The 23,453-nt window shown below is 38.0% G+C and carries 24 protein-coding genes; 20 read left to right on the forward strand and 4 right to left on the reverse strand.

The annotated features are described in order from the left end of the window. Positions 1-27 precede the first annotated feature (27 nt). The 3 genes from ABXT71_RS03105 to ABXT71_RS03115 all read left to right on the forward strand — a co-directional run bounded on the left by ABXT71_RS03105 (position 28) and on the right by ABXT71_RS03115 (position 3,116). On the forward strand, positions 28-834 hold the full coding sequence (locus tag ABXT71_RS03105; protein ID WP_415372386.1) for a tryptophan-rich sensory protein: 807 nt from the start codon (positions 28-30) through the stop codon (positions 832-834). 203 nt (positions 835-1,037) lie between these two features. After that, positions 1,038-2,330, forward strand: coding sequence for an aminopeptidase P family protein (locus tag ABXT71_RS03110; protein ID WP_415372387.1), 1,293 nt, complete (start codon positions 1,038-1,040; stop codon positions 2,328-2,330). After that, positions 2,331-3,116, forward strand: a complete 786-nt coding sequence (locus tag ABXT71_RS03115) for an SOS response-associated peptidase (protein WP_415372388.1) — start codon at positions 2,331-2,333, stop codon at positions 3,114-3,116. On the opposite strand, the gene brnQ is transcribed toward ABXT71_RS03115, so the two are convergent. Further along, complete coding sequence (gene brnQ, locus ABXT71_RS03120; RefSeq protein ID WP_415372389.1) at positions 3,113-4,384, reverse strand: branched-chain amino acid transport system II carrier protein; 1,272 nt, start codon at positions 4,382-4,384, stop codon at positions 3,113-3,115. The genes ABXT71_RS03115 and brnQ overlap by 4 nt on opposite strands. Before the next feature lie 43 nt (positions 4,385-4,427). Here brnQ and ABXT71_RS03125 point away from each other — a divergent pair, with 43 nt between their 5' ends. Both ABXT71_RS03125 and ABXT71_RS03130 read left to right on the forward strand, forming a co-directional pair. Beyond that, positions 4,428-5,198 (forward strand): alpha/beta fold hydrolase, encoded by a 771-nt coding sequence (locus ABXT71_RS03125; RefSeq protein ID WP_415372390.1) that lies wholly within the window; start codon positions 4,428-4,430, stop codon positions 5,196-5,198. 309 nt (positions 5,199-5,507) lie between these two features. Further along, on the forward strand, positions 5,508-5,705 hold the full coding sequence (locus ABXT71_RS03130) for a hypothetical protein (protein WP_415372391.1): 198 nt from the start codon (positions 5,508-5,510) through the stop codon (positions 5,703-5,705). A 1-nt stretch (position 5,706) separates the two neighbouring features. On the opposite strand, the gene thiL is transcribed toward ABXT71_RS03130, so the two are convergent. After that, positions 5,707-6,762, reverse strand: a complete 1,056-nt coding sequence (thiL, locus tag ABXT71_RS03135) for a thiamine-phosphate kinase (protein ID WP_415372392.1) — start codon at positions 6,760-6,762, stop codon at positions 5,707-5,709. A gap of 227 nt (positions 6,763-6,989) precedes the next feature. Here thiL and ABXT71_RS03140 point away from each other — a divergent pair, with 227 nt between their 5' ends. The 15 genes from ABXT71_RS03140 to ABXT71_RS03210 all read left to right on the forward strand — a co-directional run bounded on the left by ABXT71_RS03140 (position 6,990) and on the right by ABXT71_RS03210 (position 20,299). Continuing rightward, positions 6,990-8,429 (forward strand): choice-of-anchor B family protein, encoded by a 1,440-nt coding sequence (locus ABXT71_RS03140; RefSeq protein ID WP_415372393.1) that lies wholly within the window; start codon positions 6,990-6,992, stop codon positions 8,427-8,429. Between the two features lie 7 nt (positions 8,430-8,436). Continuing rightward, the gene (locus ABXT71_RS03145) at positions 8,437-9,843 is read left to right on the forward strand and encodes a hypothetical protein (protein WP_415372394.1); all 1,407 of its coding nucleotides are present in this window, start codon (positions 8,437-8,439) and stop codon (positions 9,841-9,843) included. A gap of 6 nt (positions 9,844-9,849) precedes the next feature. Then, positions 9,850-10,626, forward strand: coding sequence for an MbnP family protein (locus ABXT71_RS03150; protein WP_415372395.1), 777 nt, complete (start codon positions 9,850-9,852; stop codon positions 10,624-10,626). Next, the gene (locus tag ABXT71_RS03155) at positions 10,626-11,702 is read left to right on the forward strand and encodes a cytochrome-c peroxidase (protein ID WP_415372396.1); all 1,077 of its coding nucleotides are present in this window, start codon (positions 10,626-10,628) and stop codon (positions 11,700-11,702) included. The genes ABXT71_RS03150 and ABXT71_RS03155 overlap by 1 nt, the downstream gene beginning before the upstream one ends. Positions 11,703-11,850: 148 nt before the next feature. Further along, positions 11,851-12,180: a HesB/IscA family protein gene (locus ABXT71_RS03160; protein WP_415372397.1), complete on the forward strand. Its 330-nt coding sequence runs from the start codon at positions 11,851-11,853 to the stop codon at positions 12,178-12,180. Positions 12,181-12,220: 40 nt separating this feature from the next. Beyond that, a complete protein-coding gene (gene sufB / locus ABXT71_RS03165; protein ID WP_415372398.1) occupies positions 12,221-13,669 on the forward strand; it encodes a Fe-S cluster assembly protein SufB in 1,449 nt (482 codons plus the stop codon). A 28-nt stretch (positions 13,670-13,697) separates the two neighbouring features. After that, positions 13,698-14,120: a hypothetical protein gene (locus ABXT71_RS03170; RefSeq protein ID WP_415372399.1), complete on the forward strand. Its 423-nt coding sequence runs from the start codon at positions 13,698-13,700 to the stop codon at positions 14,118-14,120. Beyond that, on the forward strand, positions 14,120-14,869 hold the full coding sequence (sufC, locus tag ABXT71_RS03175) for a Fe-S cluster assembly ATPase SufC (protein WP_415372400.1): 750 nt from the start codon (positions 14,120-14,122) through the stop codon (positions 14,867-14,869). The genes ABXT71_RS03170 and sufC overlap by 1 nt, the downstream gene beginning before the upstream one ends. Before the next feature lie 38 nt (positions 14,870-14,907). Next, positions 14,908-16,221 (forward strand): Fe-S cluster assembly protein SufD, encoded by a 1,314-nt coding sequence (sufD, locus tag ABXT71_RS03180; protein ID WP_415372401.1) that lies wholly within the window; start codon positions 14,908-14,910, stop codon positions 16,219-16,221. Positions 16,222-16,234: 13 nt separating this feature from the next. Continuing rightward, the gene (locus ABXT71_RS03185; RefSeq protein ID WP_415372402.1) at positions 16,235-17,452 is read left to right on the forward strand and encodes an aminotransferase class V-fold PLP-dependent enzyme; all 1,218 of its coding nucleotides are present in this window, start codon (positions 16,235-16,237) and stop codon (positions 17,450-17,452) included. A gap of 39 nt (positions 17,453-17,491) precedes the next feature. Next, positions 17,492-17,920, forward strand: coding sequence for an META domain-containing protein (locus tag ABXT71_RS03190; protein WP_415372403.1), 429 nt, complete (start codon positions 17,492-17,494; stop codon positions 17,918-17,920). A gap of 17 nt (positions 17,921-17,937) precedes the next feature. Then, entirely contained in the window at positions 17,938-18,360 is a 423-nt protein-coding gene (locus ABXT71_RS03195) for a SufE family protein (RefSeq protein WP_415372404.1), read from the forward strand. 4 nt (positions 18,361-18,364) lie between these two features. Beyond that, positions 18,365-18,697 (forward strand): DUF59 domain-containing protein, encoded by a 333-nt coding sequence (locus ABXT71_RS03200; RefSeq protein ID WP_415372405.1) that lies wholly within the window; start codon positions 18,365-18,367, stop codon positions 18,695-18,697. Between the two features lie 48 nt (positions 18,698-18,745). Then, positions 18,746-19,249 (forward strand): DUF2480 family protein, encoded by a 504-nt coding sequence (locus tag ABXT71_RS03205; RefSeq protein ID WP_415372406.1) that lies wholly within the window; start codon positions 18,746-18,748, stop codon positions 19,247-19,249. 111 nt (positions 19,250-19,360) lie between these two features. After that, entirely contained in the window at positions 19,361-20,299 is a 939-nt protein-coding gene (locus ABXT71_RS03210; protein ID WP_415372407.1) for a DUF3078 domain-containing protein, read from the forward strand. Positions 20,300-20,590: 291 nt separating this feature from the next. Here the strand turns inward: ABXT71_RS03210 and ABXT71_RS03215 are convergent, their stop codons facing one another. Next, the gene (locus ABXT71_RS03215; protein WP_415372408.1) at positions 20,591-22,483 is read right to left on the reverse strand and encodes an OmpA family protein; all 1,893 of its coding nucleotides are present in this window, start codon (positions 22,481-22,483) and stop codon (positions 20,591-20,593) included. A 33-nt stretch (positions 22,484-22,516) separates the two neighbouring features. Continuing rightward, positions 22,517-23,431 (reverse strand): type IX secretion system membrane protein PorP/SprF, encoded by a 915-nt coding sequence (locus tag ABXT71_RS03220; protein ID WP_415372409.1) that lies wholly within the window; start codon positions 23,429-23,431, stop codon positions 22,517-22,519. Positions 23,432-23,453: the final 22 nt, after the last annotated feature.

Here is a 23,453-nt window from a genome sequence, read left to right on the forward strand (position 1 = left end):
AGTATTTTGAATTAAAAACATAATCTCTTGAAAAAAATACTCCAAGTACTCAATATTCTATTTTTTGCGATTACCATTTACTTCAATTACGCCTCAGCCGCGGGTGTTTTTAACGACACCACGCAGGCCATGATGAGCGGGAGATATGACACCCTTTTTACTCCCGCAGGATATGCCTTCTCTATTTGGGGGCTTATTTATTTGTTATTATTTGGCTTTGTCATATATCAATCACGTAGCTTGTTTGTAAAAGTGAGAGACGATGCTTTTATAGAACGCACTGGATGGTGGTTTATATTAAGTTGCATTGCAAACAGCGCTTGGTGTTACCTATTTGTGAGCGACGAGATTTTAATCTCCACCTTCGTAATTTTCTTTATGTTGTTCTGTTTGCTCCAGATTGTAGTCCGCAACTCGATGGAGTTAAAAGACGAGCCTATCCCTGTGATTGTCTTTCTATGGTGGCCTTTTGTGATTTATAGCGGCTGGTTAACAGTGGCTTGTATTGCAAATGTGACCTTGTATCTTACTAAGATAGGGTGGGATGGTTTTGGTATTTCCGCAGAGATATGGACTCTTATTATGATAGGGGTGGCGACTACGGTAAACCTGATGGTCACTTGGAAACGTAATATGCGTGAATTTGCTTTAGTAGGTGCTTGGGCATTAATTGCTATTGCTGTTGCTAATACGGGCAGTTATGAAACCATTAAAATCGTTGCGTATGTTGCGGCTGGGGTTTTGATTGTGAGCAGTATGATACACTCATTTAAAAATAGAAATACGAATCCTGCGGCAAAATGTTTGCAGTATTTAAAGGGAACTAAGAGCTAGTTTGCTCTTGGGTTTTGACCTTGGACTATTAATTTATTTAGCGCCTTGAGATTCTTTCTTCCCTTATTAAATCCTTATTTTTATGCCTCCTAAGTAGCGCCGTTATTAATAGTTCTGAAGCGAATGAAAATACACTGATACATTGGGATTTAAGTAACAAATGAGATTCCCGTCTTCACGAGAATGAAAAATAAGAATACGCTATGAAATACCACCAGATTGATCGCAAGCTTTTTATTAAAAACCGCAAGCACTTTATGGCAAAGATGAAGCCGTCTAGCCTTGCTGTGTTTAATAGTAATGATACCTACCCTATAGGTGCAGATAGCACGATGCCATTTGAACAGGCGCGTGACATCTTTTATCTAAGTGCCGTGGATCAAGAAGAAAGCATACTCGTGCTGTTTCCTGACGCACCCAATCCTGCGCATAAAGAAATTTTATTCTTAAAAGAAACCAATGCCCATATTGCGGTTTGGGAAGGGGAAAAACTAACTAAAGAACGCGCCCTAGAAGTAAGCGGAATCAAAACTGTGTACTGGCTTAAAGAGTTTGACAAGGTGTTTTATGAGGTGATGACACAATGCGACACCGTGTATTTTAATACCAACGAGCATTACCGCGCAAACGTAGAAACCGAAACGCGCGAAGCCCGTTTTATTAAGGCGACCAAAGATAAATTTCCTGCACATAGCTGGGCAAAGAGCAATCCTATTTTACAACGGTTGCGTGCGGTTAAAGATCAAATAGAAATAGACCTTATCCAGACGGCTTGTGATATCACAGAAAAAGGATTTAGACGCGTGCTTGGTTTTGTAAAACCAGGAGTTTGGGAGTTTGAAATCGAGGCAGAATATATGCATACGTTTTTAAGCAACCGCTCAAAAAAGTTTGCCTACACGCCTATTGTTGCTTCTGGTAACAACGCAAATGTACTCCACTACATAGAGAACAACCAGCAATGTAAAGACGGCGACCTCATCTTGATGGATGTAGGTGCGGAGTATGCAAACTACAGCAGTGATATGTCACGTACTGTCCCTGTAAATGGCCGTTTTACGAAACGCCAACGCGAAGTCTATGATGCTGTAAACCGTGTAAAAAATGACGCTACAAAAATGCTGGTTCCTGGAACACTATGGGCCGCATACCACGTAGAAGTGGGGAACCTTATGACCTCAGAGTTATTAGGTCTTGGTCTCTTAGACAAGGCAGATGTAAAGAATGAAAATCCAGACTGGCCTGCCTATAAAAAATACTTTATGCACGGCACCTCGCACCATATGGGACTAGACACTCATGATTACGGTCTTCTTTACGAGCCTATGCAAGCGGGTAATGTGTTTACTGTAGAGCCGGGAATTTATATCCCTGAAGAAGGTTTTGGGATCCGCCTAGAAGATGATCTTGTCATTAATGGCAACGGCGCTCCTTTTAACTTGATGCGCAATATTCCTATTGAAGCGGAGGAGATTGAGGATATAATGAATGGGTAAATGGACAAATTTTTAATCCTTATGTGCTACGACATCAAAGCATCGCTAGAAGCCCAACTCAACCGCGCGAGACGCAAGGGAGATGTGCAGGCGCAGCATGAGATTATTGAGAAGCTCGTGCCGCTTACAGATTTGCCTTTGCATCATGTGTCTGGTTTTAGCCATCCTTCTTTACTTATATATACAAATCGTTCTCCAGACTTCCCTGAAGTGGCTACGTGGGGCTTGGTGCCACACTGGGTAAAAGACGATGCACAACTCAAAAAACTATGGAACAGCACCCTCAATGCGCGTGGCGAAACCATCTTTGAGAAACCTTCTTTTAAACTAGCTGCCGAGCAACAAAGATGCATTGTCTATGTAGATGGCTTTTATGAACATCATCATTTTAAAGGTGCTACCTATCCGTTTTTTATTAGCCATAAAAATAAAGAGCCATTAGCCTTGGCAGGATTGTTTAGCGAGTATGTGCATCCAGAAACAGATGGAGTGCTGAACACCTTTACGATTGTCACTACCGCGGGAAATAGCTTACTTACTAAAATACATAACAACCCAAAGATCAAAGAACCAAGAATGCCATTAATGCTAACGAGAGAAGCAGAAGCGCATTGGTTAACAGATGAAGCTGATGGTATTATAGCCCAAAAAATAAATGCCTTGATGCAAAGCTATCCTTCAGAAAAACTGGTGAGTCATACGGTTCAAAAACTAAGAGGCAAAGCCTATGCCGGCAATGTCCCAGAAATAAGCGAACCTCATCTGTATCCAGAATTGGAATTTTAATGAGCTGCTTTTTGCTGTAATAGATTCCCTAAAACAAAAGCTACGAGTGCGGGCAACACCCAACCCATACTCACACCGGCCAATGGAATGTAAGATTTTACAATGTCTAACATTTCCGAAGTTGTAAAAAACTGCAAGAAATCTGGAATACTAAAAAGGAATGTAACAGCAATCACAAATCTAAAAACAAGCGGAGTCGTCCATTTTTGTGGCAGTACATTAAGTATGATTAAAGCGATCGTGATTGGATAGATAAACATTAATGCAGGCAAGGCAATGTCTATAATATAATGCACATCAAACTGCCCAACGGCTACGCCAATAATGCAACCCACCACTGCAGTGATGATATATGCCATCTGCGAATTTCCAGCTATTTTCTTTACAAAATCTGCCGTACCTGTCACAATCCCTACAGCCGTAGTAAAACAAGCTAATGCAACCAACACGCCTAAGAAGGAAGTACCTATATCTCCTAAGGTGCCTTTGCTTAAGTCTGTTAACAGCTGTACTCTATCGTCGGTTTCTATGGTGGTATTGTAGGATGCGCCTAAAGCGATAAGCCCTCCATAGATAATGACTAATCCAAGTCCTGCAAGCAGTCCCGCCTTTGCAATCATCTTTTTCTTTTGGTCATAATTTAAAGTGCCTTGTAAGGCTAAAGAAACTACAATTACACCACCAACTACGACACCTCCTATGGCGTCAAAGGTTTGGTAACCTTCTAGAATTCCGTCTGTAAATGTGCTCTTAAAAATGGTGCCACTCATAGGCGTCACATCAGCAAAAAGGCCAATACTAATAATGAGTAGAAGAATTAAAATAATAAGCGGCGTTAAAAACTTACCAATGATGTTTAAGATACGTGTTCTGTTTAGGGCAAAGAGTAGGACGAATGCAAAATAGATAGCACTCAAGGTCAGTGAAGACATTTCAAAATAAGGCTCGATGGCCATTTCATATGTTACTGATGCCGTTCTAGGAGATGGCAAGCTGATAGAAATGGCATAAATAATCAGTGCGTAGATTAATGCAAATACGGGAGAAACCTTGTTTGCAAAATCCATTAAAGTCCCTTGTAAACGGGCGTGACCATAGATAGCCATAATAGGAATAATGACTGCAGAAATCGCAAAACCAATCGAAACCAAAGGCCAACTACCTCCTGCGTTATAGCCCAAGAAGGGCGGTAATATTAAGTTTCCAGCACCAAAAAAGAGTGAAAATAACGCAAATGCAATGACGAGGGTCTGTTTATTAATACTCATACGATATTGATATCTTTACAATTCTAAGCGCCAAGATACCTAAATGTTTTACCACTATAAAAAGACACCTATATATTATACGATCACCGGCGCTGGAAAGCCCCTTGTCTTGCTTCACGGACTTATGGAAAGCAGCACTATGTGGTGCGACACTATCGCTCACCTCAAAGACACATACCAGCTGGTCGCTATAGATTTACCTGGTTTTGGGCAAAGCGGTAACATAGACGAGATTCATACCATGGAGCTCATGGCCAGTATTGTTGCTGAAATATTAAAGGCAGAAAACATAAGTGCTGCTTCATTTATAGGGCATTCCATGGGAGGTTATGTGGCTTTGGCTTTCGCCGAAAATTTTCCAGAAATGATCGATGGCTTAATTTTATTACACTCCACGACCGCTGCAGATACAGAAGAACGAAAAGTAAACCGAAATCGTGCTGCTCAAATTTTGTATAGAAATAAGGATGCCTACGTGAGTAATGCGATGAGTAATCTATTTACTGGAAAAGCCCGCAAACAGTTTCCTGTAGAAATAGCGAAAGCAAAAAAAGAAGCACTCACTTTTAGCGCCCAAGGGATTGCGGCTGCCCATTTAGGAATGCGAGATCGTAAGGATCGCACTTCGGTGTTAGAAAATTTCAGTAAAGAGAAACGCATCATTGCGGGTGTGGACGATCTTATATTACCGCTGCCTGAAGTTCAGCATATTTCTGAAGTAACAAACACCCCTCTTATCAGTATAGATTCTGGACATATGAGCTGGGTTGAAAATAAAATTGAAATGTTAAAATATCTGCATTTCAACGATTAAATTTGACTTTAGTCGCTTTATTGGCATATTTTCATTAGTTTTATATGTGCCAAATTATAGCCTCATGGAAAAACGCCCCAATAAACCTCCTGTTAACTTCTCCTCATTAATGTGTGCTCTCGGGCACGATTACATGATAACAAACACGATTACTCCTTATATAAAGGAATATAAATGTTGTAATTGTGATCGGGAAATTACAAATGATATCGACGGGAAATTACAAATTTTAACTGAACAATATAGACTAACTAACAAATGTTTAAACTCCTTCTTTAGAAGAAAATATAGACGTATAAAAATAACGGTATGAAAGAAATAATCTGTATGATATTTGGTCATTCTCTGAATAAGTCAAGTGCACGGAATGCGCGTATTAAAGAATATAAATGCTCTTGCTGCCAGAAGTCATTTACTCAGGATGGCTATGGCGAGATTGTAATCCTAGATTCTTTCTGGAAACAAAACAATGAAAACCTACGCGCTTCTTTTGGATATGCGTTTTAACTTACTTCTCTTCATCCAATGCATTCCACCCTCTTGCAATAAGTTGTATTTTAGTATTTGCTCGAGTGATTAAATGAATTCCTTCACTCTCGTTTGTCATATGACCTATGATAGAAAAATGTGGATTCGCCTTTATCTTTATAAAATCTTCTTGTTTTACCGTAAATAAAAGCTCGTAATCTTCTCCACCGCTTAAAGCGATTGTAGTGCTATCCATATTAAATTCTTCACAGGTACTGATTACTTGTGGATCTAATGGGATTTTATCCTCATATAAATTACACCCTACTTTAGACTGCTTACATATATGTATAACTTCTGAAGAAAGCCCATCACTTATATCAATCATACTGGTAGGAAGCACCTCGATTTCTTTTAATAATAAAGTGATGTCTCTGCGAGCCTCTGGCTTTAATTGACGCTCTACTAAGTAGGTGTATTTTTCAAGATCTGGTTGCGAATTGGGATTCACTTTAAAAACTTGTTTTTCTCGCTCAAGTACTTGCAGTCCTAAATAGGCCGCGCCCAGATCTCCAGAAACTACAAGCAAATCTCCTTCTTTTGCTGTACTTCTTTTTGTTACCTTATCTTCATCAACAAGACCTATTGCAGTGATACTAATAACCAAGCCAGAAGTAGAAGATGAAGTATCACCTCCTATCACATCTATTTTATACACCTCTGATGCAGCTTGAATTCCTGCATATAATTCCTCTAAAGCTTCTATTGGAAAACGGTTAGACACTGCAATACTTACTGTAATTTGAGTTGCCTCAGCATTCATGGCATACACATCGCTTAAATTTACCATCACCGCTTTGTAGCCTAAATGTTTTAAAGGCATATAACTCAGGTCAAAATGCACTCCTTCTATCAGCAAATCTGTAGTAACTACTACTTGTTTCTTAGCATCAAAATCAAGAACTGCTGCGTCATCGCCTATCCCAATTTTTGTCGATTTTCGTGTTATTTTAAAATGCTCTGTGAGATGGTCAATTAGTCCAAATTCTCCCAAGCTAGATATAGAGGTGCGTGATTCGTCTTTGTTTTCAAACATGGTACTATTTTTGCGCAAAAGTAAATGATTTAAGCGTTATAGTTTCTAGAGTGCTGATGTATTTTTCTTTTTGATTTTACCTTAAAAATTCGTTAAAACTTAATAAATACCAGACAAAAGGTAAGTTTAATCTTATATTTGTGGAGGGTATTTTATCACTTTTATCTCATCATCTACTTATGTTAGCAATAAAAATATATATTATTGTCGCTCAATAAAAAACAACTATGAAAATCAAACAATTACTTAAACAGAACATCGCTTTTGTTACTCTTGGATTGCTATCAATTCCTGCATTTGCCCAAACACCTTGTAACAATGGTATGGCTGGCCCTTATCCTTGTAATGGATATGATCTACAATCTGAGATCTCTTTGAATCAAATGAATGCAAGCGCTGGAAATGATTCTTGGGGTTGGACAGATCCACAAGATGGAAAAGAGTATGCACTTGTTGGTTTAAATAATGGTACAGCTTTTATTGATATTTCAGACCCTATAAGTCCTGTGTATTTAGGAAAACTGCCTACTCATACTCAGAGTAGCACTTGGAGAGATATTAAAGTGTATGAAAATCACGCCTATATTGTAAGCGAAGCTAATGGACATGGAATGCAGGTTTTTGACCTTACTCGTTTGAGAGATGTTTCTAGCCCTCCACAAACTTTTAATAACGATGCACACTATAGTGGCTTTGGAAGCGCTCACAACATTGCGATTAATGAAGACACGGGTTATGCATACGCAATAGGTACTTCTACTTTTAACGGAGGTGGTCACTATGTAGATATTAGTAACCCAACAAATCCTGTTGCGGCAGGCGGCTCTTCTTTAGGAGGATATAGTCATGACGCTCAAATAGTAATTTATGATGGACCAGACAATGATTACAATGATGGAAATACAGAACTATTTATAGGAAGTAATGAGGACAGAGTAGTAATCATAGATGTTACCAACAAGAGCAACCCTGTAATGATTAAAGAAATCATGTATTCTAACGATGGTTATACGCACCAAGGTTGGTTGACAGAAGATCATAGATATTTTATTTTAGGAGACGAGACAGATGAATTAGGTTCTGGTTTTAACACAAGAACTATTGTATTTGATTTACTTGATATTGACGCAACAACGCCACCAAGATTTGAATATTATGGTCCTACAGGAGCAATTGATCACAATGCATACGTACGCGGAGATCGTTTATATTTAAGTAATTATAGAGCTGGAATCCGTGTTTTAGATATTTCAGATATCGCAAATGGTAATTTTGTTGAAGAAGGATTTTTCGATTCATATCCTTCTAACGACGGAACTAATTTTGATGGTGCTTGGAGTTTATACCCATACTTTACAAGTGCTAACATTGTTATTAGTGATATTAACAGAGGTTTTCTTTTAGTTAAAGGACCAGAATTAGGAATAGAAGAAGAAATGGCAACAGCTTTTTCAGTCTCTCCTAACCCAGCAACAACAAGCATCACTATTAAGTCTCAAGCAGACCCTATTACTTCAATAGAAATTTATAACGTCCTAGGACAACAGGTGGTAAACTTGGCTTTTGACTCTGGACTTACTAAAGACATAAACATCTCGCAACTTAATGCAGGGATGTACTTAGTAAAAGTGAATCAAAATACAGTATCGCGTTTGATTAAAATCTAACTCACATATGTACCTGAACAACATCGCAACATCAATTTTATTTTTATTTACTGTAGGTGTCTTCATTTCTTGTGGTGGTGATAATGATCCAGTAACGGATGATGACCAAGGCACGGTAGAAATGCCTTTTACAGGAGATATTGATTGGCTTTCTACCATAGGTGGATCTGGCGAAGATGAAGGTCACGACATCATTGCAACTCCAGATGGAGGATATCTTATTGTGGGCACCACAAACAGTACTGACGGGGCCATTTCAGACAAAACTACCACTGATAATGATATCTGGGTAATCAAAGCGGATAGCAATGGGTCACTTGTCTGGAGTAAAACGTATGGGAGCTCACAGAATGATAAAGGGTATGGTATTGTAGCCACAAACGACGGCAACTATGTAGTTAGTGGTTATGTATCATCAGGCGATGGTGATGTGAGTACATTTGAAGGTTTTCACGATTACTGGATATTTAAAATGTCTCCTACTGGTGACATTATCTGGGAAAAAAGCTTTGGGTTTTCAGGAAGCGATCAAGCAAAAGGTCTTATTGCCACAAATGATGGAGGCTATTTAGTCTCTGGTTTTTTTGATGTCACTGCAAGTGGAGGTCAGGGGAATGATGTGCAAAGTGGCGCAAATTCACAAGGTCAAAATGACACGCGCGCCTCTGGCAATAACCTACACGGCGTAGGTGATTACTGGGCGATTAAACTTGACGCAGATGGTAATAAGGAATGGCGAAACTTTTTTGGAGGTACAAATGATGACCGAAGTTTTGACCTCGTTCAAACACCAGATAACGGCTATATAATTGTAGGTGCATCAGAAAGCGCGGATTTTGACGTGATCGATAATCACGGTGGTCACGACTTCTGGATTGTAAAAGTAAATGCTGCAGGAGAAAAAATATGGACGCAGTCATTTGGTGGAGAAGAAATTGACAATGGTTACGCACTTACTGAAACACTTGATGGAAATTACCTTTTTGTAGGAGATACTCGAAGTACAGATGGCGATATTACAAACCCATTAGGCAATGCAGATAGTTGGGCGGTAAAATTTAGTCCAACTGGAAGTTTAATCTGGCAAAAAACAAATGGAGGTTCTTTGTTTGAATCTGCGCGTGGTGTTACTAACATGAATAATGGTACCTATCTAGTTACCGGATCTTCAAGAAGTATAGATGGTGACATCACCATTAATAATGGCCTGAATGACGCTTGGGTATATCTCTTAGATGAAACCGGTGCGATCCTTTTTGAAAAAACAGTGGGAGGTTCTGGACTTGACTTTGGGATTTCTGCAGTAAAATCTTTAGACAATGCTATTGTTATGGCAGGAAACACGGAAAGCAATGATGGAGACATCACTTCAAATAATGGTATTAAAGACCTATTATTAGTTAAAATCAAATAAATTATCATGAAAAAAATTGCCCTTTTATTATCACTTGCTTTTGTAGCTTGTGGTACAGACGATGACACGACTACGCCTTTAGCAAAAAGTGATGTTGCTATTAATTTTACACAAAGTTTTGATGGAGACATAATCACCATAAATGAGTTTAGTAATCTGGTGTATGTAAATGAAAATGAAGACCTATTAAGCGTGTCTCGATTAAGATATCTAATGACTGATATCGTACTAACAGATGCAGACGGTATAGAAACCGTAATCGCAGATTATAAACTCGTAGATGTGGGAGAGAGTACTGGAGCTACAATAGCATCTCCAACAAGCTTTGCTCAAGGAGACTATACACTTTCTATGCGTTTTGGTTTTAGTGACACAGACAATACAACAGCAGCCTATCCAGATCTCAATGTTGTAGATTGGGGTGTTCCTGCTCCATTAGGAGGTGGTTACCATTACATGCAAATGGAAGGGATGTACATTAACGATGCAGATGAAAACACCAACTATCAGTATCACGCCATAAGAGCCGCACAAAATCCTGGTGATAATCCAACTCTTACAGACACATCTATCGCTATAGAGTTAGGCACGATAACTATTGAAGGTATTGACACGATTATTGAAGTTGATATGAATATTGCTGAGTGGTACAAGAATCCTAATCAATGGAATCTAAATGAGCTTTACACGATGTTAATGCCTAACTATGATGCTCAGATAATGATGAACCAGAATGGTCAAAATGTTTTTAGCCTAGGGTCAATAATTTACGCACAAGAATAATGAAAAGATATATCCTACTGTACGTTACTATGTCTTTGCTCGCGTCTTGCGGGAGAGACAATGATGATACAGCAGGATACGTTGCTATCCCTGCTGAAATAGCAACACCTTTATTATTTCAGCAATTAATACCTGAGGCAGTGATGCCAGAAGACAACCGGCTCACTGAAGAAGGGATTGCCTTAGGAAAGCGATTATTTTACGACAACAGATTATCACTAGACAACAGCATTTCTTGCGCCAGTTGCCATAAACCACCAGAAGGGTTTTCTGATAGTCGGGCTTTGAGTATAGGCGTAGCCGGAACTCCGGGCACTAGAAATTCTATGCCCTTAGTAAATCTTGCATTTAATTTCAGCGGAAATTTTAACTGGGATGGAAGCGCAGCTACCCTTGAAGAACAGATAGAAGGCCCTATTACGAGCCCCATTGAAATGCATAACAATTGGCCAGATTTAACAGCAACTCTAGGAGCAGATACCAGTTATCTGCTTCAGTTTGAGCAAGCCTTTAACGTCACAACCATCACAAAAGCCGAAGTTACAAAAGCACTCGCACAATTTGTGCGCACCATGGTTTCTGGCAATTCTAAGTTTGACAAATACCTGCTTGGAGAAGTTACCCTTTCCCAACAAGAACAGAACGGCCTTGATGTTTTTCTAGACGAAACTAGAGGGGATTGTTTTCATTGCCACGGGAGTCCTACAAATCCACTGTGGACAGATAATGCTTTTCACAATAATGGCTTAGACACCTCTTTTGAAGATAGAGGTCGAGGTGCATTTACAGGAGACCCTAATCAGTTTGGACAATTTAGGTCCCCGAGTCTTCGTAATTTAGCCTACACAGCACCATATATGCATGACGGGCGATTTGCTACCCTAGAAGAAGTTGTGAATCATTATAGTGAAGGTCTTGTGTTTTCAGACACAATTGACCCTTTAATGAAGGCCGTAGGAGAAGGCGGGGTGCAATTATCTGAAGAAGACAAAGTAGACTTGGTAGCCTTTTTACGTTCGCTCTCAGACCCTTCTTTCATCAATAACCCTTACTACCTTCCCACAAACACTCCGTAAGTATTTCTTCTAAAATACGACTACAAGAAAGTAAGGTAGTCGCCATAGTTTTCTACTATAACTACATATTATTTAAGTATACTTGAGTATGGTAAGGTTGCTTATTTACCGTACATTTGCATCCTAATTTAGAATTAATCTAATTTATATGATCACAGTTAGCGAAGGAGCAAAAACAAAGATATCACAGCTTATGACTGAGGAGGGATTTAGTCCTACTCAAGATTATGTGCGTGTGGGTGTAAAGAGCGGCGGTTGTTCTGGTTTATCATACGATTTAAAATTTGATAATGTGATGGGCGATGACGACAAGCTTTTTGAAGAAAATAACGTAAAGATTGCCGTTGACAAAAAAAGCTTTTTATACCTAATAGGCACTACGCTAGAATTTAGCGGTGGCTTAAACGGAAAAGGCTTCGTCTTTAACAACCCAAATGCAAATAGAACTTGTGGTTGCGGAGAATCATTTTCACTCTAGCGACAATTTCCATTAATTTAAGACAGAATTCATTCTTGATATGAGTAAATATACCGAAGACGATTTAAAAAAAGAATTAGAGACCAAAGAATACGAATATGGTTTCTACACAGATATTGAATCTGAGACATTTCCTATTGGACTAAGTGAAGACATTGTGCGCGCTATTTCTAAAAAGAAGGAAGAGCCACAATGGATGACAGACTGGCGACTAGAAAGCTATAGATACTGGTTACAAATGGAAGAACCAGAGTGGGCAAACGTGCATTATGAAAAGCCAGATTTTCAAGCTATCTCATATTACTCTGCGCCCAATGGTAAACCTAAATACGATAGTATAGACGATGTAGATCCAGAATTGCTGGAAACATTTGCTAAGCTTGGTATTTCTTTAGATGAGCAGAAAAAGCTTGCAGGTGTAGCAATGGACGTTGTGATAGATTCTGTTTCTGTAGCCACTACTTTTAAAAGCACATTAGCCAAGAAAGGAATCATTTTTTGTAGTATTTCCGAAGCTATTAGAGAGCATCCAGAATTAGTAAGAAAATATATAGGGTCTGTTGTACCACAACGTGATAACTTTTATGCAGCACTTAATAGTGCCGTGTTTAGTGATGGATCGTTCTGTTATATACCAAAAGGAGTACGATGCCCGATGGAGCTTTCTACATACTTTAGAATAAATCAAGCCAATACAGGTCAGTTTGAAAGAACCCTTGTGATTGCAGATGAAGGTAGTTACGTAAGTTACTTAGAAGGTTGTACAGCGCCTAGCCGTGATGAAAATCAATTACATGCAGCGGTTGTAGAGCTAGTCGCAATGGATGATGCAGAGATAAAATATAGTACCGTACAAAACTGGTTTCCTGGGAATAAAGAAGGAAAAGGTGGTGTTTTTAACTTTGTGACTAAAAGAGGGATCTGTGAGAAAAACGCAAAAATATCTTGGACACAAGTAGAAACTGGAAGTGCCGTAACCTGGAAATATCCTAGTTGTATTCTAAAAGGTGATAACTCTATTGGTGAGTTTTACTCGATAGCGGTAACAAACAACTATCAGCAAGCAGATACTGGAACTAAGATGATTCACATAGGGAAGAATACCCGTAGTACCATTATCTCTAAAGGAATTTCAGCTGGTAAATCTCAAAACAGTTATAGAGGATTAGTTAAAATAAATAGAAGTGCAGATAATGCGCGTAATTTCTCTCAATGCGATTCTCTTCTTATGGGAAACGCTTGTGGAGCGCATACCTTCCCATATATTGAAGCTAATAATAAAACAGCTCAAGTAGAGCACGAGGCAACTACGAGTAAGATAGGGGAAGACCAGATATTCTATTGTAATCAACGTGGTATTGAGACAGAAAAAGCCATCGCACTTATTGTAAATGGTTTTAGTAAAGAAGTATTGAACAAACTCCCAATGGAATTTGCTGTAGAGGCTCAAAAGCTTCTAGAGATAAGTCTAGAAGGATCTGTAGGATAATAAACTAACCCTAATCACACGTACAGAAATGAAAAATAAATTATTGGTTTTGTGTCTATTAGTAACGCTTTTCGCTTGTAAAAATGGTGAAGAAAAAGAAACAACAGAAAAGGAAGGAAAAAATCCAAAGAGCGAAGCTTCAGCAAAACTGAAAACCTATGATGGTGAGTTTATATATATTGAAGAGGGTGCTGTATTAAAAGGCACTAACTTTATTTATGGCGTGACCATCGATGAAAAAATGCAAGAACTAGCTGATATGGTTGCCCCTATCAAGAAAGATGAATTTGATATGGTTCCCGTTCGAGTAAAGGGGGAGCTAGTAGCAAACCCGCTTTTTACCAATACAGGTGAAGGGTGGCGTTTAAATATTACGATTAAAGAAATAGTTAACGTGAGCGATACACCATCGCCTGCAGATGTAAGAATCGAAGAAAAGAAAACAAAATAATGTTACAGATTAAAAACGTACACGCAAGTGTTGAAGGTAAAAGCATTCTTAAAGGTATCAACCTTGAAGTTAAAGCAGGAGAGGTACATGCTATTATGGGACCTAACGGTTCTGGTAAAAGTACACTAGCATCTGTGATTGCTGGAAAAGAAGAGTTTGAGATGACCGAAGGTGAAATCTTACTTGACGCTGCAGACATCACAGAAATGGATCCAGAAGAACGTGCTCATAAAGGGGTGTTCTTATCGTTTCAATATCCGATTTCTATTCCTGGAGTTTCGGTAACTAACTTTATCAAGACGGCTATTAACGAAACTCGCAAAGCTAAAGGAGAAGGTGATATGCCTGCTTCGGAAATGCTAAAGATGATCAAAGAGAAGGCAGAATTATTAGACATAGACCGTAAATTTTTGTCTAGATCTCTAAACGAAGGATTCTCTGGCGGTGAAAAGAAGAGGAACGAGATTTTCCAGATGGCAATGCTAGAACCTAAACTTGCCATTCTTGATGAGACAGATTCTGGACTTGATATTGACGCTTTAAAAGTAGTTGCAAATGGTGTGAACAAACTTAAGAATAAGGACAATGCTGTTGTGTTAATTACACACTACCAGCGTCTATTAGATTATATCGTTCCAGATTTTGTACACGTACTTATGGACGGAAAAATAGTAAAGTCTGGCACTAAAGAGCTTGCTTACGAGCTTGAAGAAAAAGGATACGACTGGATTAAGGAGGAATTAGTTTAAAGACTAAAAACTTTAAACCTAAAACCTAAAACCCTATTATGGATTTAAAAGATAAATTACTTACATCTCATATTGCCTTTGAAGATCATTTAAAGGCAGACTCTCCGTTGCATGACCTTCGTGCCGATGCACTGAAAGTGTTTGAAGAAAAAGGATTTCCGAGTAAAAAGGAAGAGAGCTGGAAATATACTTCACTCAAGTCTTTGCTTAAAGAAGAATATAATATCTCTCCAAGAGGAGAAAACGCTATAGAATTTAAAGATGTAAAACAGTACTTTTTACATAATGTAGATACCTATAAGATTGTTTTTATAGATGGTGTTTATAGCTCTTATCTATCAGAAACTACGCATGATGGTATTGATGTTTGTCTTCTTTCTTCTGCATTAGACAAGTCTAAGTATAGCCCCGTTATTGAGGCGTATTTTAACAAGGCGGCTAAACTAGAAGGGCTTACCCAGTTAAACACTGCATTTGCAAAAGAAGGTGCTTATATTCACATCCCAAAAAACAAAGAAGTAGATAAACCTATTGAGATTATTTACTTCTCTACAGGTAATGAAGCTGCGATGTTTTCACAGCCAAGAAATTTAATTGTAGCAGATGAAAATGCACATGTTCAGATTATTGAGCGTCACCAAAGTTTATCAAGCAATGCAGTGCTAACAAATGCTGTAACAGAAATCTTTGCTAATAAAAGAGCAATGGTGGATTATTATAAAATACAAAATGATGCCCTATCAGCTTCGTTAGTAGATAGCACATTTATTGAGCAGCAACGCGAAAGTATCTGCAGTGTACATACGTTTTCTTTTGGAGGACAAATAACGCGTAACAACCTTCATTTTAAGCAAGAAGGTGAGCATTGTGATTCTATCTTAAATGGTATTACCATCATAGGAGAGAAACAACATGTAGATCACAACACACTAGTGCATCACGTAGCAGAAAACTGTGAGAGCCATCAGGATTACAAAGGTATTTTTGACGGTAGCTCAACAGGTGTATTTAATGGGAAAATTTATGTGGAGAAGGAAGCACAAAAGTTAGATGCATTTCAGCAAAACAATAATATTTTGATTAGTGATAAAGCGACTATTAATGCAAAACCTCAATTAGAGATTTTTGCAGATGATGTAAAATGTTCTCACGGTTGCACGATTGGACAACTAGATAACGATGCATTATTCTATATGCGTTCTCGCGGAATAGGACAGAAAGAAGCACGTGCATTATTAATGTATGCCTTCGCAAATAATGTCTTAGAAAGTGTTAAAATTCCAGAATTGAAATCGAGAATTAACAAACTTATTGCCGATAAAATAGGCGTAAGTTTAGGCTTCGAATTATAAAACCAGACTTCTCATGAGCTTTGACATACAAAAGATACGAGAAGATTTTCCAATCCTTAAGAGGAGGGTTAATGGTATGCCGTTAGTCTATTTAGACAACGCCGCGACTTCTCAAAAACCGCAACAAGTGATTGATTGCATTGTAGATTATTACAGTAACTACAATGCAAACATTCATCGTGGAGTACACTCATTATCACAAGAAGCAACAGACGCCTATGAAAAGGCGAGAAAGATATTGCAATTACATTTTAATGCAGCAAACGCTCACGAGGTACTATTCAACTCAGGGACCACAGAAGGTATTAATCTTGTAGCATCTGGATTTACTAACCTATTACATAAAGGGGATGAAATTATAGTTTCTGCACTCGAGCATCATTCAAACATAGTGCCTTGGCAAATGCTTTGCGAACGCACGGGAGCCACCCTTAAAGTGATTCCGATGAACGAAGATGGCACGTTGCAAATGGATGTGTTTCATTCCTTACTAAACTCTAACACTAAACTTGTTTTTGTCAATCATATTTCAAATGCATTAGGGATCATTAATCCCATCAAAGAAATAATTGATGCAGCACATAAAGTAGGTGCCGGTGTTCTAATTGATGGAGCACAAGCATGTTCTCATGTGAAAGCAGATATGCAGGCATTAGATGTTGATTTTTATGTGACTTCAGCGCATAAAATGTGTGGACCAACCGGTGTGGGAATGTTATATATGAAAGAAGCTTGGGGTAAAAAACTACCGCCATATCAAGGAGGTGGCGAGATGATTGCTACCGTTACTTTTGAGAAAACTACTTATGCAGAGATGCCACATAAATTTGAAGCAGGAACCCCTAATATTTCGGGTGGAATTGCATTTGGCGCAGCAGTAGATTATTTAAATGCAATCGGTTTTGATACTATTAAAAAGCAAGAAGAAGCTTTATTGCAATATGCAACGGAGCAACTACTCAGCATAGAAGGCTTAAAGATTTACGGAACAAGTGAGGATAAAACAAGTGTCATATCTTTTAATGTAGGAGAAATTCACCCTTATGACATAGGTACGATTTTAGATAAGCTAGGTATAGCAGTGCGTACAGGACATCATTGCGCACAACCTATTATGGATTTTTATCGTATACCGGGAACAGTGCGTGCTTCTTTTGCGTTTTATAATACCTTGGAAGAAGTAGATGTGCTTGTTGCTGGAGTGAAAAAAGCTACCATGATGTTGCGCTAACAATAGCTATTTGAATATTAATTATAAAACCAAATAATTATGAAAACACTACTTAACTTATCTCTTATATGCACCTTAATTGTTGCGATGAGTTGTGACGAAACTAAAAAAGTAGTTGGTAGCGCTGAGGAAGTTCATTTAACGGGTGCGTATGACGTTAAGATGCTAAATAATAATCAAATTGAAAATAATATTACTATTGGCTTTAACCCAATAAGCAAACAAATTAATGGAGATGCGGGTTGTAACTCTTATTTCGGTGATTATGACGAAGTGCTTTTTAATTTAACCTTTAGCGGTATGGGAAGCACAAAAAAAATGTGTCAGCCAGACTCGGTGATGAAAACAGAGCAAGAATATTTATCAGCCCTAAGTAATGTAGGCAATTATAGATTAGTAAATAGAGTATTAACTTTGTATGCTAAGAGTAATAATGCTATCGTTATTTCAGCAGAAAAGCAAGAATAATTATCTGAAAACGATTTATGACAATTAAAGAAATACAAGAAGATCTAATAGATGAGTTTGCCATGTTTGACGACTGGATGCAGAAGTATGAATATATGATAGACTTGGGTAAAACGCTTCCCTTAATAAAAGCAGATTTAAAAACAGATGACAAATTAATTAAAGGATGTCAATCTAAGGTTTGGTTGCAGAGTGAAATTCAAGTTGATAAAATTGTATTTACTGCAGACAGTGATGCAATTATCACCAAAGGGATTATCGCGATATTGATTCGTGTATTTTCTAATCAAACACCAGATGCAATCGTTGCTTCTGACACCGGTTTTATTACTGAAATAGGCTTACAAGATCACCTCTCACCTAGCCGTGCAAACGGACTCGTGTCGATGGTTAAACAAATGAAATTATACGCAATCGCTTATCAAGCGACAAATAAATAAGATTATGGCAGAAGCAAAAACAGAAATAGATGTACAAGAATTGGGAGAAAAAATAGTGAGAGTAATCAAGACCATTTTTGATCCAGAAATCCCCGTAGACATCTATGAACTAGGTTTGATTTACGATGTGTTTGTAAACGAGGACCACGAGGTGAAGATCTTAATGACTTTAACGACTCCTAACTGCCCCGTAGCAGAATCATTACCCTTAGAGGTGGAAGACAAAGTAAAGTCTTTAAAAGACGTCAAAGATGCCGAAGTAGAAATAACTTTTGACCCACCATGGACTCAAGATTTAATGTCTGAAGAAGCTAAACTTGAATTAGGGATGCTTTAATAAAAAAGCTAAACATCTAAGGTATATTGCCGCTTGTTTAAATAATTTATGGCCAACCAAATAATAAATAGAGTTGCAAATAGTAAACTTATTACTATTGATCTTGAGGACTATTATCCTAAAGGGGAGCGTGTACGTCTCGACATTTCGCAATGGTTAGCTGGCGGGTTTATCTTGAGAGAACTTGATTTTAGAGCTTCGCTTGCGGCTTATAATTGGGAGCAACACCAGAATCAAATGGTGGCCATGTATTGCAGTACAGATGCAATTTTACCAGCCTGGACCTATTCGTTGGTCTCATTGCTACTCGCCCCTTTCGCCACTAAAAACATTGTAGGTGATCTAGACCAATTAGAATCTATAATCTACTCTGAAATTATCCAAAAGCTCGATCTCGAGTATTGTGAAGGAAAACCCTGCATTATAAAAGGCTGTGCAAATAAGCCTATTCCTCAAAATGCATATGTGCTCTTGAGTCAAAAACTCCTCCCTATCGCTAAAAGCGTTATGTATGGCGAGGCTTGTAGTTTCGTCCAATTGGCGAAAAGATAGCTTTTCATCGATTTTTACTATCCCTTTGTCAAATACTGTCCTTTTTTTTAAGCTTCGGTATTCATACTATTGAAAATACCTTTAATTTTATCCTAAATTTAAAACCAATAGATGAAAAAATTTATAGTACTAGCTAGTTTTGTAGCTATAGGATTTAGCACATTAGCTCAAACAGAACAAGAATTAAAATCTGAACAAGCTCCTTTAAAGTCGGAGATTTCAAAACTGCAAGGGGAAGTCGATGCCATTCAAGCAAAGATTGACGCATTGCCAGGCTGGAAGTATGGCGCCTTTGGCACTGTGGGTCTTAGTCTATCTAGTTTTGATAATTGGTTCGCTCAAGGAAGTCCCAATGTAAGCACTGGTAACATAGGCGTAACCGTAAACGGATTTGCAAATCTAAAAGAAGAAAAATACTTTTGGCGCAATGCATTGAATGTTAATTTAGGATGGGTAAAGTTTGATGATAAGGACGACCCCGCAGATGACGATAGTTTTCAAGCAGGAAGCGATGTCCTTAACATCTCCTCACTTTATGGAAGAAACATTACAAAAAACATAGCTGCATCTGGATTAATGGAATATCGCACAACCTTGCTAAACAACTTTAATAACCCGGGTTATCTAGATGCCGGCCTAGGTGCTACTTGGACTCCACTTGATAATCTTGTGGTTGTTGTACACCCATTAAACTACAACTTTGTTTTTGCTGAAAACAATACTGTATTTGAATCTTCGTTAGGGGCTAAAATTCTCGTAGATTATACGCGTAAATTAGGTGCTATCAATTTTAAATCTAATGTGTCTGCTTTTCAAAGCTATAAATCTTCAGACCTTTCAAATATTACTTGGGTCAACTCTTTCGGGTATACACTATGGAAGAAAATAGGTGTAGGGTTTGAATTTGGATTAAGAGGAAATAAGCAAGAAGTACTTAATTTTGGTCTTGAAAACTATGACGTGATGAGTATGGATCCAGTTCCAACGTTTGAAAACTTAGATAATAAATTACAGACATATTATTTATTAGGGCTTAATTATTCTATTTAAGAGCTATAAATTAGCATTGCTATTAAGGCTGCCTTTGGGTAGCCTTTTTTGTGCCGAAATATGAATGACTGAAGATCAGACATTCAATTATTGACATTCCCGAAGCTATTTTGTTTGCGCTCTGAAACAGTTGTCTGTTGCCTCTGGATTAAGCCTTAAACGCAGCTTCTAAACAGGAAAGACCGCTCTGAGCACCTGGTAGCACCTGGTGTAACTTTGAACCATCAAAAAGCCCCTTCTGCAATTGCAAAAGGGGCTCTTCTCTTTTTTGGTTGGCTTTTGGTCTAAAAACTATCTCGCCGTGATAGTAAATTCTGATCTTCTGTTATTCGCGTGTTGTTCATCTGTACAAGTATCGCCACATGTGTTTATAGGAGAAGTCTCTCCTTTACCTACTCCAGATATTCTGCTTGCATCTATGCCTTTAGAAATAATATACTGTGCCGTAGACTGTGCTCTGCTGTTAGATAATTTTAAGTTGTATTTATCTGATCCTCTATTATCCGTATGACTATCTGCACGAACAACCATTAAAGGATACTTTTTCATAATAGCAATCACCTTATCTAGTTCAAATGCTGCTTGAGGCTTGATATTGTGCTTGTCATAATCAAAGTAGATAGGATTTAAAACAATCATATCTTCTACTATTATTTCTTCTATTGGTTTTAATTCAATAGTTACACGTACGTTCTCATCGTTACCCGCTGCAACATCCATTGAAGCGCTTTCATAATCTATCATCACTGCCTGTGACACGTATGCTACGTCGCAGGTAGTATCAAAAGTAGTAGTACCATTAGATACTGTAGTTTGAGTTCCTACTTTGTTCTCCATCGTATCGTAGAAATCAACTCTTGCACCCGTTATTGGCATTTTAGTATTTGCATCTATCACTGTAACCGTAGCTGTCGCTTCACATAATGGCTCAATTTGCTTCACTTTATATATGTCATCACTTCCTTGTCCACCTTGACGATTAGAAGAAACAAATCCTTCTTGGGTATTACCGTCAAATATAAAGGCAAAATCATCATCTTGGCTATTGATTACATTACCCATATTTTTGACTTTTCCGAAGCTATTACCATTTGCTTCTGTATAGAAAACATCAAGTCCACCTATTCCTAAGTGTCCGTTACTAGAAAAGTACATCGTACCGTTACTGTCAGCATAAGGGAAGGCTTCTGTACCTTCTGTGTTTATGCTACCCATGACTGGAGTTGGGTTGCCAAAGATACTATCTGATACACTTACCTGATAAATATCTGACATTCCTTGTCCTCCTGGTCTGTCACTTGAGAAGTACAAGGTCTTACCGTCTGGGCTTAATGCTGGATGTCCTGTAGAAAATTCACTACTATTAAAAGGAGCTAGTTGTACGTCTTTCCATTCACCATTTACATTTTCTGCGTAGTATAGGTTAATCTGGTTAATCCCTTCTTCATTCTTTTCGTAGTCTCCGTCGTTATAGTCATTTCGATCAAAATACATACGTTTCCCATCTTGGGTAACCACTGCATTTGCTTCATGATATTTAGTATTAACCTCACCATTGAGTAGTGTTGCGTTTTTAATTGCTGCCTCCCCAACTTTTCCTGCTTTATATAAGTCTAAAAATGGTTCATCATTCCAGTCATAGGTTTTTCTAGAAGTATTTCTGGCTGATGTGAAATAGAAATCTTTACCAATCATAAAACCGCCAAAATCTGAAAACTCACTATTTAAGTCTGTCATGTTTGTCGCTGTAAACTTCGGCCTTTTTTCAAGTAACTGTGGTAGATAGTCTGGGTTTTTCATAAACTCCATGGCGCGATTATCATTTGGTTTCATTTCTGCAAATTTCCTCATCCATTCGTTTGATTCGGCGTATTTACCATTTGCTTTGAGTGATTGAGCATAGTTGAAAACTGTTGCGGGTTTTACGTTTCTACCTTTGACTACACGCTTATAGTACGTCTCCGCTTTTTTTGATTCATTAATGAAGAAGTAACTATTAGCTAGGCGCTCGTAAACATAGCGATCCCCCTTGTTACGTTTCAGCAATTTTTGATACTCGTCTGCTGCGTCTGTATATGCAAGACGATCATAGAAACCATCTGCCTTTTTTGTGTCTTTATTTTGAGCCATCAAAGCACTTGAGCTAATGGCCACTAAGAGTAAGAAAGTAAATATTTTTTTCATTTGTGATGAATTAATTGTAAGAAAGATTGGTTTTTAGAAGTATCTAGGTGAACGTAATGCCTTCTTGTTAAATATAAGATCGAACGTTAGTATTACTTCGTGCGAAGCTGGTGCTACAGTTTTTATTTCACTAGTTACTGCATCGTATGCGTATCCAATTCGTAATGTGGGTGTTGCTTGAAACCCTACAAGACCACTAAAAGAATCATCTAGTCTGTAAGATGCTCCTAATTCAAATTTATCATAGAACAATGCATTCAAGTTTCCATCAAAAGAGGTGGGTGCATCAAATGCAGATTTTACCATCAAAGAAGGTTTTAGTTTAAAGTTATCGTTTACTTGGAATACATATCCTGCAGTTGCAAAATAATGGTTAATTTCTGATCCAAACTTAAGTGCATTCTCATCTAAGTGTACAGATTTTAACATATTAGGAACCGAAAGTCCCAGATAGAAATTATCTGTATATAAGAATGCTCCTGCTCCAATATTAGGATAGGTGTCGTTGATATCCTGAGAGAAAAAAGGATCACCTTCATCCTGTGTGTCAAGGCCTGCTAGACCAACATCGTGAAAAGTAGCACCAGCTTTTATTCCTAAAGCTAGTTTTGCTTTATTTCCTAGTTGTAAGGTGTATGAGAAATCCGCGTACGCATTTGTTTCACTGATAGGACCTAGCTCATCTTTAATTACAGAGAGTCCTAATCCTACATTATTACCTACTGGAGCATGTCCAGAAAATGTAATAGTTACAGGTGCATCATCAAAACCAGCCCATTGATTTCGGTACAATGCAGTAAGTGACAATGCCTCTTTATTTCCAGCATAGGCTGGATTTACGACATTCATATTGTACATATACTGCGTGTATTGCGGATCTTGTTGAGCTGATGCCATTTGAGACATACATCCAACAATTAGGAGTACTAATAACGTTCGTTTTTTCATTATTTTGCTTATTAATATTATT

It is taken from the genome of Patiriisocius sp. Uisw_047 (assembly GCF_047730165.1).
Taxonomy (GTDB): Bacteria; Bacteroidota; Bacteroidia; order Flavobacteriales; family Flavobacteriaceae; genus Patiriisocius.

Bases quoted from the DNA above. Each gene is read 5' to 3' on its own strand.
- ABXT71_RS03195 (WP_415372404.1), top strand. From the start codon at position 17,938: ATGACAATTAAAGAAATACAAGAAGATCTAATAGATGAGTTTGCCATG.
- thiL (WP_415372392.1), bottom strand. From the start codon at position 6,762: ATGTTTGAAAACAAAGACGAATCACGCACCTCTATATCTAGCTTGGGA.
- ABXT71_RS03140 (WP_415372393.1), top strand. From the start codon at position 6,990: ATGAAAATCAAACAATTACTTAAACAGAACATCGCTTTTGTTACTCTT.
- ABXT71_RS03160 (WP_415372397.1), top strand. From the start codon at position 11,851: ATGATCACAGTTAGCGAAGGAGCAAAAACAAAGATATCACAGCTTATG.
- ABXT71_RS03110 (WP_415372387.1), top strand. From the start codon at position 1,038: ATGAAATACCACCAGATTGATCGCAAGCTTTTTATTAAAAACCGCAAG.
- ABXT71_RS03150 (WP_415372395.1), top strand. From the start codon at position 9,850: ATGAAAAAAATTGCCCTTTTATTATCACTTGCTTTTGTAGCTTGTGGT.
- ABXT71_RS03200 (WP_415372405.1), top strand. From the start codon at position 18,365: ATGGCAGAAGCAAAAACAGAAATAGATGTACAAGAATTGGGAGAAAAA.
- ABXT71_RS03185 (WP_415372402.1), top strand. From the start codon at position 16,235: ATGAGCTTTGACATACAAAAGATACGAGAAGATTTTCCAATCCTTAAG.
- ABXT71_RS03220 (WP_415372409.1), bottom strand. From the start codon at position 23,431: ATGAAAAAACGAACGTTATTAGTACTCCTAATTGTTGGATGTATGTCT.
- ABXT71_RS03115 (WP_415372388.1), top strand. From the start codon at position 2,331: ATGGACAAATTTTTAATCCTTATGTGCTACGACATCAAAGCATCGCTA.
- ABXT71_RS03170 (WP_415372399.1), top strand. From the start codon at position 13,698: ATGAAAAATAAATTATTGGTTTTGTGTCTATTAGTAACGCTTTTCGCT.
- ABXT71_RS03155 (WP_415372396.1), top strand. From the start codon at position 10,626: ATGAAAAGATATATCCTACTGTACGTTACTATGTCTTTGCTCGCGTCT.
- ABXT71_RS03205 (WP_415372406.1), top strand. From the start codon at position 18,746: ATGGCCAACCAAATAATAAATAGAGTTGCAAATAGTAAACTTATTACT.
- sufD (WP_415372401.1), top strand. From the start codon at position 14,908: ATGGATTTAAAAGATAAATTACTTACATCTCATATTGCCTTTGAAGAT.
- sufC (WP_415372400.1), top strand. From the start codon at position 14,120: ATGTTACAGATTAAAAACGTACACGCAAGTGTTGAAGGTAAAAGCATT.
- ABXT71_RS03145 (WP_415372394.1), top strand. From the start codon at position 8,437: ATGTACCTGAACAACATCGCAACATCAATTTTATTTTTATTTACTGTA.
- ABXT71_RS03190 (WP_415372403.1), top strand. From the start codon at position 17,492: ATGAAAACACTACTTAACTTATCTCTTATATGCACCTTAATTGTTGCG.
- brnQ (WP_415372389.1), bottom strand. From the start codon at position 4,384: ATGAGTATTAATAAACAGACCCTCGTCATTGCATTTGCGTTATTTTCA.
- ABXT71_RS03215 (WP_415372408.1), bottom strand. From the start codon at position 22,483: ATGAAAAAAATATTTACTTTCTTACTCTTAGTGGCCATTAGCTCAAGT.
- ABXT71_RS03125 (WP_415372390.1), top strand. From the start codon at position 4,428: ATGTTTTACCACTATAAAAAGACACCTATATATTATACGATCACCGGC.
- sufB (WP_415372398.1), top strand. From the start codon at position 12,221: ATGAGTAAATATACCGAAGACGATTTAAAAAAAGAATTAGAGACCAAA.
- ABXT71_RS03130 (WP_415372391.1), top strand. From the start codon at position 5,508: ATGAAAGAAATAATCTGTATGATATTTGGTCATTCTCTGAATAAGTCA.
- ABXT71_RS03210 (WP_415372407.1), top strand. From the start codon at position 19,361: ATGAAAAAATTTATAGTACTAGCTAGTTTTGTAGCTATAGGATTTAGC.